The organism is Roseovarius dicentrarchi, from assembly GCF_003316635.1.
GTDB classification, from domain to species: Bacteria; Pseudomonadota; Alphaproteobacteria; order Rhodobacterales; family Rhodobacteraceae; genus Roseovarius; species Roseovarius dicentrarchi.
In genome coordinates this window covers 56,434-70,052 of sequence record NZ_QNQP01000007.1, presented here as the reverse complement: position 1 = coordinate 70,052, position 13,619 = coordinate 56,434, and the positions used below count along the sequence as shown (strand labels likewise).

At 62.7% G+C, this 13,619-nt stretch carries 13 protein-coding genes; 4 read left to right on the top strand and 9 right to left on the bottom strand.

What is annotated here, in order from left to right; translation table 11 throughout:
• Positions 1-148: 148 nt before the first annotated feature.
• The 5 genes from gdhA to ychF all read right to left on the bottom strand — a co-directional run bounded on the left by gdhA (position 149) and on the right by ychF (position 6,012).
• The gene (gene gdhA, locus DQ230_RS07010) at positions 149-1,498 is read right to left on the bottom strand and encodes an NADP-specific glutamate dehydrogenase (RefSeq protein WP_113911867.1); all 1,350 of its coding nucleotides are present in this window, start codon (positions 1,496-1,498) and stop codon (positions 149-151) included.
• Between the two features lie 365 nt (positions 1,499-1,863).
• A complete protein-coding gene (locus tag DQ230_RS07005) occupies positions 1,864-2,646 on the bottom strand; it encodes a 3-hydroxybutyrate dehydrogenase (RefSeq protein ID WP_113911866.1) in 783 nt (260 codons plus the stop codon).
• A 42-nt stretch (positions 2,647-2,688) separates the two neighbouring features.
• Positions 2,689-3,897 (bottom strand): pyridoxal phosphate-dependent aminotransferase, encoded by a 1,209-nt coding sequence (locus DQ230_RS07000; protein WP_113911865.1) that lies wholly within the window; start codon positions 3,895-3,897, stop codon positions 2,689-2,691.
• 60 nt (positions 3,898-3,957) lie between these two features.
• Positions 3,958-4,890 (bottom strand): glutaminase, encoded by a 933-nt coding sequence (locus tag DQ230_RS06995; RefSeq protein WP_113911864.1) that lies wholly within the window; start codon positions 4,888-4,890, stop codon positions 3,958-3,960.
• Positions 4,891-4,914: 24 nt separating this feature from the next.
• Positions 4,915-6,012 carry a redox-regulated ATPase YchF gene (ychF, locus tag DQ230_RS06990; RefSeq protein ID WP_113911863.1) on the bottom strand — a complete coding sequence of 366 codons (1,098 nt, stop codon included), beginning with the start codon at positions 6,010-6,012 and terminating at the stop codon, positions 4,915-4,917.
• Between the two features lie 120 nt (positions 6,013-6,132).
• Here ychF and trpA point away from each other — a divergent pair, with 120 nt between their 5' ends.
• Positions 6,133-6,924 carry a tryptophan synthase subunit alpha gene (gene trpA, locus DQ230_RS06985; protein WP_113911862.1) on the top strand — a complete coding sequence of 264 codons (792 nt, stop codon included), beginning with the start codon at positions 6,133-6,135 and terminating at the stop codon, positions 6,922-6,924.
• Positions 6,924-7,379: a methylated-DNA--[protein]-cysteine S-methyltransferase gene (locus DQ230_RS06980; RefSeq protein ID WP_113911861.1), complete on the top strand. Its 456-nt coding sequence runs from the start codon at positions 6,924-6,926 to the stop codon at positions 7,377-7,379. The genes trpA and DQ230_RS06980 overlap by 1 nt, the downstream gene beginning before the upstream one ends.
• A gap of 10 nt (positions 7,380-7,389) precedes the next feature.
• Here the strand turns inward: DQ230_RS06980 and DQ230_RS06975 are convergent, their stop codons facing one another.
• The 3 genes from DQ230_RS06975 to DQ230_RS06965 are packed head-to-tail and all read right to left on the bottom strand — an operon-like array spanning position 7,390 to position 9,739.
• Positions 7,390-8,088, bottom strand: a complete 699-nt coding sequence (locus DQ230_RS06975; protein ID WP_113911860.1) for a CDP-alcohol phosphatidyltransferase family protein — start codon at positions 8,086-8,088, stop codon at positions 7,390-7,392.
• A gap of 35 nt (positions 8,089-8,123) precedes the next feature.
• Positions 8,124-9,038: a tyrosine recombinase XerC gene (locus DQ230_RS06970; protein WP_113911859.1), complete on the bottom strand. Its 915-nt coding sequence runs from the start codon at positions 9,036-9,038 to the stop codon at positions 8,124-8,126.
• The gene (locus DQ230_RS06965) at positions 9,035-9,739 is read right to left on the bottom strand and encodes a DUF484 family protein (RefSeq protein ID WP_113911858.1); all 705 of its coding nucleotides are present in this window, start codon (positions 9,737-9,739) and stop codon (positions 9,035-9,037) included. Before DQ230_RS06965 ends, DQ230_RS06970 begins: the two co-directional genes overlap by 4 nt.
• Positions 9,740-10,010: 271 nt before the next feature.
• Here DQ230_RS06965 and DQ230_RS06960 point away from each other — a divergent pair, with 271 nt between their 5' ends.
• A complete protein-coding gene (locus DQ230_RS06960) occupies positions 10,011-10,571 on the top strand; it encodes a GNAT family N-acetyltransferase (protein ID WP_113911857.1) in 561 nt (186 codons plus the stop codon).
• 72 nt (positions 10,572-10,643) lie between these two features.
• Here DQ230_RS06960 and fsa read toward each other — a convergent pair whose 3' ends face one another.
• Complete coding sequence (fsa, locus tag DQ230_RS06955; protein ID WP_113911856.1) at positions 10,644-11,297, bottom strand: fructose-6-phosphate aldolase; 654 nt, start codon at positions 11,295-11,297, stop codon at positions 10,644-10,646.
• Positions 11,298-11,388: 91 nt separating this feature from the next.
• On the opposite strand from fsa, the gene DQ230_RS06950 reads away from it, so the two are divergent.
• A complete protein-coding gene (locus DQ230_RS06950; protein ID WP_113911855.1) occupies positions 11,389-13,587 on the top strand; it encodes a primosomal protein N' in 2,199 nt (732 codons plus the stop codon).
• Positions 13,588-13,619 lie beyond the last annotated feature (32 nt).

Here is a 13,619-nt window from a genome sequence, read left to right as displayed (position 1 = left end):
CAGCACCCTACTATCTAGGGCGCGGCATAGAATAACACGTCTGTTGTGCCTTTTTACCCGCGAAGGTGCAATTCCCGCGATCCTGCGCCGGGTAGCGGGCGTTCCGGCACGCCGTTTTGGCGCGCCGGATGCGGATTGGCGCGCAGGCTCAGATCACGCCAAGCGCACGGATCGCTTCGGCCACGCGGATAAATCCGGCGATATTGGCGCCCGTCACATAATCGCCCGGCACGCCGTACTCATCGGCGGTCTCATCGCAGGCGCGGTGAATGCCGTCCATGATTTCGGCCAGACGTTCCTCGGTTTTCTGAAAACTCCAGCTGTCGCGGCTGGCGTTTTGCTGCATCTCCAGCGCCGATGTGGCCACGCCGCCGGCATTTGCCGCCTTGCCGGGCGCAAACAGTACCTTGGCCTCGCGGAACAGCTGCACCGCCGTGGGCGTGCAGGGCATGTTTGCGCCCTCGGCCACGGCCATCACACCGTTTTTCACCAGCGATTTTGCATCCGCCTCGTTCAGCTCGTTCTGGGTGGCGCAGGGCAGCGCGATGTCGCAAGGGACATCCCAGATAGAGCCGCCTTCGACGAAATGGCAGCCGTTGCCGCGCATGGCAACATATTCGGAAATGCGGCCGCGCGCGACCTCTTTGATCTGTTTGACAAGGTCCAGATCAATCCCGTTTTCATCCACGATATAGCCGCCCGAATCCGAGCATGCGACGACCTTGCCGCCAAAGGCGCGGACCTTCTCCATCGCATAGATCGCCACGTTGCCCGACCCCGATACGACGCAGCGCTTGCCGTCAAAATCGGTGCCGTGCCGCTCCAGCATGGAGCGCACGAAATAGACCGTGCCGAATCCTGTCGCCTCCTTGCGGGCGCGCGATCCGCCGTAGGACAGCCCCTTGCCGGTCAGAACACCGGCCTCGTAGCGGTTGTTCAGCCGCTTATACATGCCGAACATATAGCCGATCTCGCGCGCGCCGACGCCGATATCGCCCGCCGGCACATCGACATATTCGCCGATATGGCGGTGCAATTCGACCATGAAGGACTGGCAGAACCGCATGACTTCGCGGTCCGAGCGCCCCTTGGGGTCAAAGTCGGATCCGCCCTTGCCGCCGCCGATGGGCATGCCGGTCAGCGCGTTCTTGAACGTCTGCTCGAACCCCAGAAACTTGATGATGCCGACATTGACGGACGGGTGAAACCGGATGCCGCCCTTGTAGGGACCCAGCGCCGAGTTGAACTGCACGCGAAAGCCGCGGTTGATGCGCACCTGATTCTGGTCGTCGATCCATGGCACGCGAAAGATGATCTGACGCTCCGGCTCGCAGATGCGTTCGATCAGGGCATCTTCGGAATATTCGGCATGTTTTGACACCACACGGCCAAGGCTTTCCAGCACCTCGCGCGCGGCCTGATGAAATTCAGGCTCGCCCGCGTTGCGGTGCAGCACGGTGTTCAGAATTGGCTGAAGCCGTTCATCAATTACGTTCAAGGTGTCATCCTTTATTTTCGTGGTGCGAATTCATATGCCTGAAACGGTTGCGTGGCGGGTATGTCCGGTCTGCCGGGCGGCCTGCAGGTGGGCTGGCAGGTGCAAAAGACACGGTTCTGTTTTTCGCAGGCAAAGACGCTCCGTTTTGGCAGGGGTTGAGTGCTTCGGGCGGGATCTGCGCCGCGCAGTAATAAAATATCACTGCGCGGCATAATTACTGCGCACTATTGCGAAGCTTTCCCGATCATTCAACTGTAAATGTCGTGTGCGCTGCGGCGCATCCAGTTTCCGATACCTGCCCCATCAAAAAGGGTGCGGGCCTGCGCGGCCTGCACCCCTCGGGTTTGCGAGCGATCTGTTCGCGGTCAGTTCATGTACCAGCCATGGCTGACGACCAGCGACTGGCCCGTCAGCGCGTTGGTCGGGAAGGCGGCAAAGACATGCGCGACCTCGGCGACATCCTCGATCGTGGTGAATTCCTGATCGACGGTGTTGCCCAGCATGACCTTGTTCACCACCTCTTCCTCGGAGATGCCCAGATCGCGGGCCTGCTCGGGAATCTGCTTTTCCACCAGCGGGGTTTTGACGAAACCGGGGCAGATCACGTTGGCGCGCACGCCGTTTTTTGCGCCCTCTTTCGAGATGACGCGCGCCAGCCCCAGAAGGCCGTGCTTGGCCGTGACATAGGCCGATTTCAGCGGCGATGCCTCCTTGGAATGGACCGACCCCATAAAGATGATCGCGCCGCTGCCGGCCTTGTTCATGTGTTTCAGGACGGCCTTGGAGGTAAGAAACGCGCCGTCCAGATGGATCGACAGCATCTTTTTCCACTCCTCAAACGGGAAATCCACGACTTTATGCACGATCTGAACGCCGGCGTTGGACACCAGCACGTCGATGCGGTCCCACGCGTCGATCACCTTTTGCACGCCATCCTCGACCATCTGCTCGTCCGTGACGTCCATTTCCACGGCCATTGCGGTGCCGGGGCCTTTTTCGGTCAGTTTGTCCGCGGCATCCTGCGCCGCGTCCATGCGCAGATCGGCGATGACGACCTTGGCGCCGTCGGCGATATAGCGTTCGGCGATGCCATAGCCGATGCCGCTGGCGCCGCCGGTGATGATGCAGACTTTGTCTTTGAGATTCATGATTTATTTCCTTCTGTCAGGTCATGTTGATTTCAGGGTTCATCAGGTCAACGCACGGCAGAAGGTTTCGATCCGGTCCATCGCTTCGGTCAGTTGCGCCTCGGACGCGGCATAGCTGAGACGGAAGAACGGGCTTTGCCCGAAGGCGGCGCCATGAACGCATGCAACGCCGCCTTCCTCCATCAGGGCGATGCAGAAATCCTCGTCCGTGTCGATGCGTTTGCCGTTTGGCGTGGTGCGGCCCAGAAAGGCCGCGCAGGACGGGAACACGTAAAAGGCGCCGGGCGGGGTGGGGCAGTCCATGCCGGGGATGGCGTTCAGCCGCGCCACCACCAGATCGCGGCGCTGACGGAATGCGGCGCGCTGCGATTCCAGCGCCTCCTGCGGGCCGGTCAGCGCGGCCAGGGCCGCCCATTGGCTGGGCTGCGCGGCGCCGCTGGTCAGCTGGCCCTGGGCCAGGATCATCGCGTCAATCAGCGGCTGCGGCCCGGCGGCATATCCGATGCGCCAGCCGGTCATCGCATAGGCTTTGGACACGCCATTCATGGTCAATGTGCGGTCCTTCATCGCCGGGGCGGCGGCGGCCATGGTGGCAAATTCCGTGTCGCCGTAAATCAAATGTTCATACATGTCGTCCGATAATATCCAGACATGGGGATGCCGCTCCAACACGTCGGCCAGCGCGCGCAGGTCGGCAGCGGAATAGACGGCCCCGGTCGGATTGGAAGGAGAGTTGAGAATCAGCCAGCGCGTCTTGGGCGTGATCGCCGCCTCCAGCGCGGCGGGCGTCAGGATAAAGCCATCCTCGGGTGTTGTCGGCACTTCAACAGGGACAGCGCCGGTCATGGCAACCATCTGGGTATAGCTGACCCAGTAAGGGGCGGGAATGATCACCTCGTCGCCCGCGTCCAGCGTGGCCAAGAGGGCGTTGGCGATCACCTGTTTTCCCCCGGTGCAGACGATGGTTTGTGACGGCGCGTAATCCAGCCCGTTTTCGCGGGCGAACTTATCGGCGATGGCCTGCCGCAACTCGGGAATGCCGGGGATGGGGGGGTATTTGGTTGCGCCATTCGCCACAGCCTCGGCGGCGGCGGTCTTGACGTGATCCGGCGTGTCAAAATCCGGCTCACCGATGGAGAGCGATATGATGTCGTGGCCCTTGCTGCGCAGATCGCGGGCGGTTTGCGTTATGGCAATGGTCGCCGCGGGCTGGATACGGGACAGGGCGGCGGATTTACGGAACTGGGTCATTTCGGGCCTCTTGCAGGGATGCGCCCGACATTAGGCGCCTTGGCCGCAAGTGCAAGCTGGCTAACCGCCAAAGACCGACCAGCCGGTGAAATTGGCCAGCCGGTGCGCGGCCTCTGTTCCGGCCTTGGAGTTGCCGTAATGGTTCAGACCCGGCGACCAGACCGCGACCGATGCCTTGCCGGGGGCAATCATCAGGATGCCGCCGCCGACGCCGCTTTTGCCCGGCAGGCCGACGCGATAGGCGAAATCGCCCGATCCGTCGTAATGCCCGCAGGTCATCATCAGCGCGTTGATCCGCCGCGCGCGCCGTGCGGAAATCAGCCGCGGCGCACCGTCCAGCCCGGCCAGCATCCGGCCAGAGCGGGCCAGCTGATCGGTAGTCATGGCGATGGCGCATTGGTGCATATAGGTGCCCAGCGTCAGATCCGGCTCGTTGCGCAGGTTGTCGAAGGAATAAAGATAATGCGCCAGCGCGGCGTTGCGGTGGCCGGTCGCCTCCTCGGAGGCGGCGACATGTTTGTCGATATGGATGTCCTCATCCTCGGCGGCGGCGCGGATGAACTGGATCAGCTCGGCCAGTGCCTCGCGCGGCTGGCGCCCGTCCAGCAGCGCATCGGTGGTGACGATGGCGCCGGCGTTGATGAAGGGATTGCGCGGGCGGCCCTTTTCCTGCTCCAGCAGGGCAATGGAATTGAAGGCGGTGCCCGACGGCTCCCGCCCCACCCGCGCCCAGAGCGCATCACCGATCCGGCCAAGGGCGGAGGCAAGCGTGAAGACCTTGCTGACGCTTTGAATCGAAAACCGCTTGGTATGGGCGCCGGCCGACAGGGTGCGCCCGTCAGCCATGGCGACCGATATGGCAAATTGCGCCGGGTCCACGGCGGCCAGTTCGGGTATGTACGAGGCCGGAATACCCCAATCCGCCCCTGCGTGGATGTCGCGGTTCAACGCGTGCAAAAACTCTTGCAGACCTTCGGGGAAGGTGGGGCTCATGCGATCTCCGGTCTTGGGCGGGCCTCAGGTGTTGAACAGAAAGTGAAGCACATCGCCGTCCTTGACGATATAGGCTTTGCCTTCGGCGCGCATCTTGCCCGCCTCCTTGGCGGGCTGTTCGCCGCCCAGATTGACAAAATCATCATAGGCGATGGTTTCGGCCCGGATAAAGCCGCGCTCGAAATCGCCGTGAATGACGCCGGCCGCCTTGGGCGCGGTGGTGCCGGCGCGGATGGTCCAGGCGCGGGCCTCCTTGGGGCCGACGGTGAAATATGTCTCAAGATGCAGCAGCTCGTAACCGGCCTTGATCAGGCGGTTCAGCCCGGCCTCGTCCAGGCCCATTTCGGTCAGGAACATCTCGGCCTCATCGGCATCGAGTTGGCTGATTTCCTCTTCGATCTGGGCGCTGATGATCACGTGGGAATTGCCCTGCGCGGCGGCCATTTCGCCGACACGCGCCGACAGTTCGTTACCCTCGGCGGCGTCCGCCTCGCCGACGTTGCACACGTAAAGCACCGGTTTGGTCGTCAGAAGTTGCAGCATTTTCCACGCGCGCCGGTCCTCGTCATCGACGTCCACCGTGCGGGCGGGCTTGCCCTCCTCCAGCGCGGCCAGCGCGGCCTTCAGCAGGCGTTCCTGCTGAACGGCCTCCTTGTCGCCGCCGCGCACCTTGCGGGTGATGTTGACCATACGCTTTTCGATGCTTTCGATATCGGCAAGCATCAGCTCGGTCTCGATGGTTTCGGCGTCGGCAACCGGGTCGATGCGGTTGTCGACATGGGTCACATCGTCATCTTCAAAACAGCGCACGACATGGGCAATCGCGTCCACCTCGCGGATATTGGCCAGAAACTGGTTGCCCAGCCCCTCGCCCTTGCTGGCGCCTTTGACCAGACCGGCGATATCGACGAAGGTCATGCGGGTCGGGATCGTCTGCTTGCTGCCGGCAATCTGCGCCAGCTTGTCCAGCCGGGCATCGGGCACGGCGACGTCGCCCACGTTGGGCTCGATCGTGCAGAAGGGGAAATTCGCGGCCTGCGCGGCGGCGGTGCGCGTCAGCGCGTTGAACAGGGTGGACTTGCCAACGTTCGGCAGCCCGACAATACCCATTTTGAAACCCATGACGCCGCTCCTTGGTGAAAAGTCATGGCATCTATGGCACCGGTGCATGGCGCGTCAAGCAGACCATTGATTTCTGCGCCCGCTTGCGCCAAACCCATCCCGATCAAACAGGGGACCGCCATGAGCCGTATCGACGCCAAATTCGACCAGTTGCAAGCCGCCGGCAAAAAGGCGTTCGTGGCCTATGTCATGGCAGGCGATCCCGATTTCGACACATCGCTGGAAATCGTGCGCGGCCTGCCGGAGGCGGGCGTCGATATTATCGAGCTGGGCCTGCCCTTTACCGATCCGATGGCCGACGGCGCCACGATCCAGCTGGCCGGGCAGCGCGCGCTGAAGGGCGGCATGACGTTGAAGCGCACGCTGGAAATGGCGCGCGAATTCCGCAAGGGTGACGACACGACGCCGATCGTGCTGATGGGCTATTACAACCCGATCTACAGTCACGGGGTTGAGGCGTTTTTGACCGATGCGCGCGAGGCGGGCATCGACGGGCTGATCATCGTCGATCTGCCGCCAGAGGAAGATGACGAATTGTGCATCCCGGCGCAGGCCGCTGGCCTGAACTTCATTCGGTTGGCGACCCCGACCACCGATGACAAGCGCCTGCCGAAGGTGCTGCAAAACACTTCGGGTTTCGTCTATTATGTTTCGATCACCGGCATCACCGGCGCCGCAGCGGCCGAGGCGGGGGACGTGGCGCCCGAGGTTGCGCGCATCAAGGCGCAGACCGATCTGCCCGTAATCGTCGGGTTTGGTATCCGCACGCCCGAAACATCGCGCGCGATTGCCGGTGTTGCCGACGGTGCCGTTGTCGGTTCGGCCATTGTCGGCAAAATCGCAGATGGCGAAAGCCCGGCGAAAGTGCTGGAATTCGTCAAGGGGCTGGCAGACGGCGCACATTCGGCCTGATGCCAGCGGCATCGCTGCCCACGCCGCTGGGGCCGGTTTGCGCCCGCGAGGAGGATGGCGCGATCACTGCGCTGGACTGGGGCGAGGCGCCGACGCCGGACGATACACCGCTGCTCCGCCGTGCGCTGCGGCAGCTGACGCTATATTTCGCTGGCGACTTGCAGCGGTTTGATTTGCCGCTGCGCGTGTCCGGCACTGATTTTCAGCGCAGGGTTTGCGATGCCATCGCGGCGATTCCCTATGGCGAGACGCGCGAATATGGCGATCTGGCCAGGGCGCTGGGCGTGCCTGCGCAGGCCATTGGCACTGGCTGCGGCGGCAACCCGATTCCGATTATCATCCCTTGTCACCGCGTTCTGGGGGCCAGCGGTCTGGGCGGATTTTCCGGCAAGGGCGGTGTCGAGACGAAAGTCTGGCTCCTACGACACGAAGGCGCGGGCGGTCTGCTGATCTGAGGGCGCGGGCTTAGCCAGCACGTCGCTCCGGCACGATCTGTTGAACGATTCCGGCACCCAAGAGGTAGACCGACGATATCACCAGACCCCAATGTGCCCAGCTTTCCGGATGGAAATCGACCCAGGCGGCCCAGCCGGCAAAGAACGTCCAGATAAAGATCATCGGCAGCGAAATCTTGCGCCAGCGCTGGGTGCGGACCGGGTGAACGAATTTCAGCGGCAAGAACATTGCCACGGCCAGCACGGCCACCAATGTCAGGGTGAACCAAAACGGCGGCTCGGTCGCGAACAGGACCAGAACCAGCATGTTCCAGCAGCCGGGAAAGCCCTGAAACGATTTATCAGCCGTTTTCATGCCCTTATCGCAAAAATACATCGCGCTGGCGAAGGTGATCAGGATGATCGCGGCCCAGCCCGTCCAGCCCGGCAGGAGCCCCGATTTGAACAGGGCAAAGGCGGGAATGAACGCGTAGGTGATGAAATCAATGATCATGTCCAGCAGCACACCGTCAAAACGGGGGGCGTATTTTTCAACCTGATATTTGCGCGCCAAGGGGCCGTCTGCGCCATCCACGGCGAAGGCAACAACCAGCCAGACGAACATCAGGCCCCATTTTTCATCGGCGGCGGCCAGCATGGCGAGCATGGCAAAAACCACGCCGGTTGCGGTGAAGAGATGGACGGAGAGAGCTTTGAATTCACGTGTCATGGCGTTCCTATAGGCGCTTGAGCGGTCGCGGGCAATCAGGCTTTGGGGTGGGCGCGCGCATAGACGTCCATCAGGCGGGCGGTATCGACGCCCGTATAGGCCTGCGTGGTGGATAGCGATGCGTGACCCAAAAGCTCCTGTATCGCGCGCAGATCGCCGCCGGCGTTCAGCAAATGCGTGGCAAAGCTATGGCGTAGCGCGTGCGGCGTGGCGGTGGCGGGCAGGCCCAGCTGGCCGCGTACCTGCTCCATCACTTTTTGCACCGCACGCGGTGATAGTTTTCCGCCACGCGCCCCCAGAAACAGCGGGCCGTCATCCGTAATGGGGTGCGGGCAGGCGCGGGTGTATTGCTCCACAGTGTCGCGCGCGGCAGGTAGCACCGGAACCAGCCGCTCTTTGCCGCCTTTGCCGGTGATGCGCAAACTGGCGGGCAGGGGGGCATCGGCGCCGGTCAGTGACAGCGCCTCGGATATGCGCAGGCCGCAGCCGTAAAGCACGGTAATCACGGCCCTGTCGCGGGCTGCGATCCATGGCTTCAGCGATTGAAACTCGGCCGTATCAACGACATCGCGCGCCGCGTCCACGCTGAGCGGGCGGGGCAGTTTGCGCTGAAACTTGGGGCTGCGCGTGGCCAGAACGGCCGTCGGCTCGAACCCTTCGCGTTCGGCCAGCCAGCGGTAGAAGGATTTCACCGCCGACAATTTGCGCGCCATGCTGCGGGCGCCCACATCGTCGCTGCGTGTGTGCGCCATCCATGCGCGCATGTCCGATGTTGTAATCTCTGCCAGCGCACCAAGGCCCTGCGGTCCGCCCTTGTGCTGTGTGATGAATGTCAAAAAACAAATGACATCAGCGCAGTAGGCCGTAATTGTATTGGTCGCCGCGCCATGCAGCGCGCGCTGCTGGTCCAGCCAGAGCGCCAGCGCTGCCTGCGCGGCGGGCGAGATCATGACAGCCAGCGGCGCATTGAGCGTTCAAACACACCGGCAAAGAACGTCAGCAAATCAGTGCCTTGCTGCGGGGTGAACTGGTGCGGATCTTCGGCGCCCAGAACCAGCATGCCGGGCAGACGCCCATCGCCAAAATCCAGCCGCATGCATGCCTCGGAATGGATATGCGCCGCCGCGCTGCCATGCAGCGTGGACGCGCCCGCACCCAGCTGGCGCAGCGTCACCTGCCGGTCGCCGCCGCGCTCGTTTTCGATGTAGCGCGCAACAAATCCGGGTTCCGCCACGGTCAGGACATCGCCCAGCTTCTGCACCGCCGGATCACTGCCGGTTTGCGCCGTTTCAAGGACAAGCCGCACAGAATCGACACGCAGGATATCGGCCACCTCACCGGCAAGGTTGTGCAGGAACGCCTCGAACTCGGTCGGGTCCAGCATGCGCAAAATCGCACGATGCACCTGATTTGTGCCTGCCAGATTGTCGTAGGCAGCCGCGATCACACTGCGATGCGTATCCTCCAACCGGTCAAGCCGCGCCTCCAGCCGGTCCATGGCGATGCCGCGCAGATCAACGATATTGCCGCCCATCGCCCGCTCGTTCGCGGCAATGAGGGCGTGCATAAGGTCCTGATCTTCCAGAATAACATCGGGTTGGTTTATGATCTGCTCGCGCAGGTGATCATCCATCTTCGGGTTGCTGCTCATGCTCATGCTCTTTTTTGTTTTAAGCGTCATAGCATGAGGTTGCGGAGAAATCTTCACCTGATTTCGGGCTGCACACTGGAATGTCATATCTGTCGTATTGCCCGGCCCGCCGCCGAAGCCCGCCCGATTTGTGGCATGGCGCGCGCCTGCCGCAAGGTCAGCGCGAATTTGCCCGGCGCGCCCATGGCATTCGCTGCGTTGCGGCATATCTAGCTGGTTGGGAGGTAACTTGGGACCGATTGATTTCGGTACAGCTAAGGAGCCTAATTCGATGAGTGATCGTACTGCTGAACCAGCGCCCGAGATCCGCAAGCTGTGGAAGGGCGATGTGCCTGAACTGAAACAGCATCTTTTGCGCCTTGACACCATGACGCGCTATTCGCGCTTTGGCGCGCTGGTCAGCGATGATTTTGTGGCAAATTACGCCGAGGGCGCGATTGCGGCTGACAAGCTGGTATTTGGCGTGTTTTTCGACGGCCATATCCGCGCCATCGGCGAATTGATGGGACTGTTCAAATCATGGCCGAATGATGCCGAATTTGCCCTGTCGGTCGAGGCAGAGTGGCAAAACAGGGGCATCGGCACCATGCTGTTTGCCCGTCTTGTGACAGCATCGCAGAACCGGGGTGTAAAATCGCTGCAAGGGTTGTTTTTCCACGAAAACGACAAGATGCAACGTATCGTGGCCAGACATCACCCCCAGATCAGCCGAAACAGCGGCCAGATCGAGGCACGGTTTGATCCGCCCTGGGCCTCTCCGATGTCGTTTGCGCGCGAATTGGCGCAGGATGCCGCGTCTTATTTCAGGCGCGTTCACCATCCGATGGCATGAGCGCGCGTGGGGCCACCCGATCGCCCGGTGACGCAAGCCACCGGGTGCGGGGATCATGTTCGCTGGCAGATGTCAGACGATTTTCTGGCCGGTTTTGGCCCAATCCTTCATGAACTGCTCCAGCCCGGCATCGGTCAGCGGGTGGTCGGCCATCTTCTTGATCACGCCGGGGGGCGCGGTCATCACGTCGGCGCCGATCAGCGCGGCCTGACAGGCGTGGTTTACCGTGCGGATCGACGCGGCAAGGATCTGCGTCTCATAGCCGTAATTGTCATAAATCTGGCGGATGTCGGAAATCAGCTCCATCCCGTCGAGGTTGATATCGTCCAGACGCCCGACGAAGGGGCTGATGAATGTCGCGCCCGCCTTGGCCGCCAGCAGCGCCTGATTTGCGGAAAAGCATAGCGTGACGTTGACCATGTTGCCCTCATCCGACAGCACTTTGCACGCCTTGAGGCCCGCCCATGTCAGCGGCACCTTGACCGCGATATTGCCTGCGATCTGCGCCAGCTTGCGGCCCTCTTCGATCATGGCATCGGCCTCAAGCGCGACGACTTCGGCGCTGACCGGGCCATCGACCATATCCGCGATTTCGCGGGTGACCTCCAGAATGTCACGGCCGGATTTCAGGATCAGCGACGGATTGGTCGTGACCCCGTCAACCATGCCCAGATCGTTCAGCTCCTTGATTTGATCAACTTCTGCGGTATCGACGAAAAATTTCATGACGGTGGCCCTATCTGATGGATTGGAGTTTGCCTGCCCATCGTTTATCCCATGGGCGATCCCCGTGAAACCCTGAAAGGTTGGCGCGCGCATGACCGCTGCCCCCGAATTTCATGACGCTGGTGCGCTGGTCGGCGTACTGACCGCGCAGCCGCTGGACCGCGTGCTGGACTATCGCGCGCCCGAGGGCGGCTGCCATCGCGGCGCCTTTGTCGAAGTGCCGCTGGGCCCGCGCAAGGTGCTTGGCGTCGTCTGGGGGCCGGGCGAGGGGGGCTATGATCTGGCCAAGGTGCGCAGCATCATTCGCGTGCTGGACGTGGCGCCAATGGCAGATGAAATGCACGAGTTTCTTCAGCGCGCCGCCGATTACACCCTGACGCCGATGAATGCGATGCTGCGCCTTGCCACCCGCGCGCCGGGGCTGGGTGATCCGCCGTCGATGCGCAAGGTGTACAGGCTGGGCTATTCCGCGCCGACGCGCGTGACCGATGCGCGCCAGCGCGTGCTGGATGTGCTGGAGGGGCAGGGTGATCAGGCGTTTACCCTCAAAGAACTGTCCGAGGAGGCGGGCGTGACCTCTTCGGTGATCAAGGGGCTGGTGAAACAAGGCGCGGTGGACGAGGTTGATACCCCCCGCGATACGCCCTACCGCAGGCTTGATCCGGCGATCGCGTCCAAGGCCCTGACCGAAGATCAGGCAAGTTGCGCCGCCACGCTGGATGCGGCCATTCGAACCGGGACGTATGGCACCACCCTGCTGCGCGGCGTCACCGGATCGGGCAAGACCGAAGTGTATCTGGAGACCGTCGCCAGCACCCTGCGCATGGGCCGACAGGCGCTGGTGCTGCTGCCTGAAATCGCGCTGACCGCCGAATTTCTGACCCGCGTGCAGGCCCGTTTCGGCGCCAAACCCGCCGAATGGCATTCGGGCGTCACCATGACCGAGCGGCGTCGCTGCTGGCGCATGGTGGGCGAGGGCGGTGCGCAGCTCGTCGTTGGTGCGCGGTCCGCCCTGTTCCTGCCGTTCCGCGATCTGGGGCTGATCGTGGTGGATGAGGAGCATGACACCTCCTACAAGCAGGAGGATGGCGTGCTCTATAATGCGCGCGATATGGCGGTTTTGCGCGCCTCGATCTGCGGCGCGCAGGTGGTGCTGGCCTCGGCCACGCCCAGCCTTGAGACGTGGGTCAATGCAGAGGCGGGCAAATATACCCGGCTGGATCTGAAGGCGCGGTTTGGCGTTGCCGTCATGCCCGAGGTCCGCGCCGTTGATATGCGCAGCGAGGATCTGCCCGGCAACCGCTGGATATCGCCCACGCTGCAATCTGCCGTGCAGCGGCGCATTGAAAAGGGCGAGCAATCGCTATTGTTCATCAATCGCCGCGGCTATGCCCCGGTGACGATCTGCCGGGCCTGCGGCCATCAGATCGGCTGCGATCACTGCGATGCGCGGATGGTGGAGCACCGTTTTCAAAAACGTCTGATGTGCCATCAATGCGGCGAGACAAAGCCAATTCCCGAAAAATGCCCCGCCTGCGAGGTGGAGGGCAAGCTGGCCCCGGTCGGCCCCGGCGTCGAGCGACTGGGGGAGGAAGCGACGGCGCTGTTCCCGGATGCGCGGGTGGCAACGCTCAGCTCCGACATGTTCGCCAGCTCGCGCGCGCTGAAGGAGCAGATCCGCGCGATTGCGCAGGGTGAGGCGGACATCATTATCGGCACCCAACTGGTGGCGAAAGGGCATAACTTCCCTCTGCTGACGCTGGTGGGGGTCATTGACGCGGATCTTGGTTTGCAAGGCTCGGACCTGCGCGCGGCCGAGCGGACCTTTCAGCTGATGCGGCAGGTTGCGGGCCGGGCCGGGCGCGCGGACAAGCCGGGTACGGCGATGCTGCAAACCTTTCAGCCCGAACACCCCGTTATTCGCGCGATTCTGTCGGGCGACGAAGAAGGGTTCTGGCGCGCCGAGGCGGATGAGCGCAGGCAGGCGGGGGTGCCGCCGTTCGGGCGCATGGCGGGTATCATCCTGAGCGGGACGGATTTGCAGCAAACCTTTGATCTGGGGACCGTGCTGGCACGCGGTGATGCCCCGCTGCGCGCAATCGGCGCACAGGTTTTCGGCCCGGCGCCTGCGCCCATTGCCCGCGTCCGGGGCCGCCACCGCGTGCGCCTGCTGGTCAAGGCGCCCAAGGGCGCGGCGCTGCAACCGGCGCTGGCGCAGTGGATTGCAGGCGTGCGCACATCGGCCAATCTGCGCCTGAGCGTGGATATCGACCCGCAAAGCTTCTACTGAAGACGGGCGGCATCATAGCGCCGCGCGTGTTC

What these genes read in the sequence shown, in the direction of transcription:
- DQ230_RS06960 (WP_113911857.1), top strand. Translation starts at nt 10,011, where the DNA reads ATGAGTGATCGTACTGCTGAACCAGCGCCCGAGATCCGCAAGCTGTGG.
- DQ230_RS06965 (WP_113911858.1), bottom strand. Translation starts at nt 9,739, where the DNA reads ATGAGCAGCAACCCGAAGATGGATGATCACCTGCGCGAGCAGATCATA.
- DQ230_RS07000 (WP_113911865.1), bottom strand. Translation starts at nt 3,897, where the DNA reads ATGACCCAGTTCCGTAAATCCGCCGCCCTGTCCCGTATCCAGCCCGCG.
- ychF (WP_113911863.1), bottom strand. Translation starts at nt 6,012, where the DNA reads ATGGGTTTCAAAATGGGTATTGTCGGGCTGCCGAACGTTGGCAAGTCC.
- DQ230_RS06950 (WP_113911855.1), top strand. Translation starts at nt 11,389, where the DNA reads ATGACCGCTGCCCCCGAATTTCATGACGCTGGTGCGCTGGTCGGCGTA.
- DQ230_RS06975 (WP_113911860.1), bottom strand. Translation starts at nt 8,088, where the DNA reads ATGACACGTGAATTCAAAGCTCTCTCCGTCCATCTCTTCACCGCAACC.
- DQ230_RS06995 (WP_113911864.1), bottom strand. Translation starts at nt 4,890, where the DNA reads ATGAGCCCCACCTTCCCCGAAGGTCTGCAAGAGTTTTTGCACGCGTTG.
- trpA (WP_113911862.1), top strand. Translation starts at nt 6,133, where the DNA reads ATGAGCCGTATCGACGCCAAATTCGACCAGTTGCAAGCCGCCGGCAAA.
- fsa (WP_113911856.1), bottom strand. Translation starts at nt 11,297, where the DNA reads ATGAAATTTTTCGTCGATACCGCAGAAGTTGATCAAATCAAGGAGCTG.
- DQ230_RS06970 (WP_113911859.1), bottom strand. Translation starts at nt 9,038, where the DNA reads ATGATCTCGCCCGCCGCGCAGGCAGCGCTGGCGCTCTGGCTGGACCAG.
- DQ230_RS06980 (WP_113911861.1), top strand. Translation starts at nt 6,924, where the DNA reads ATGCCAGCGGCATCGCTGCCCACGCCGCTGGGGCCGGTTTGCGCCCGC.
- DQ230_RS07005 (WP_113911866.1), bottom strand. Translation starts at nt 2,646, where the DNA reads ATGAATCTCAAAGACAAAGTCTGCATCATCACCGGCGGCGCCAGCGGC.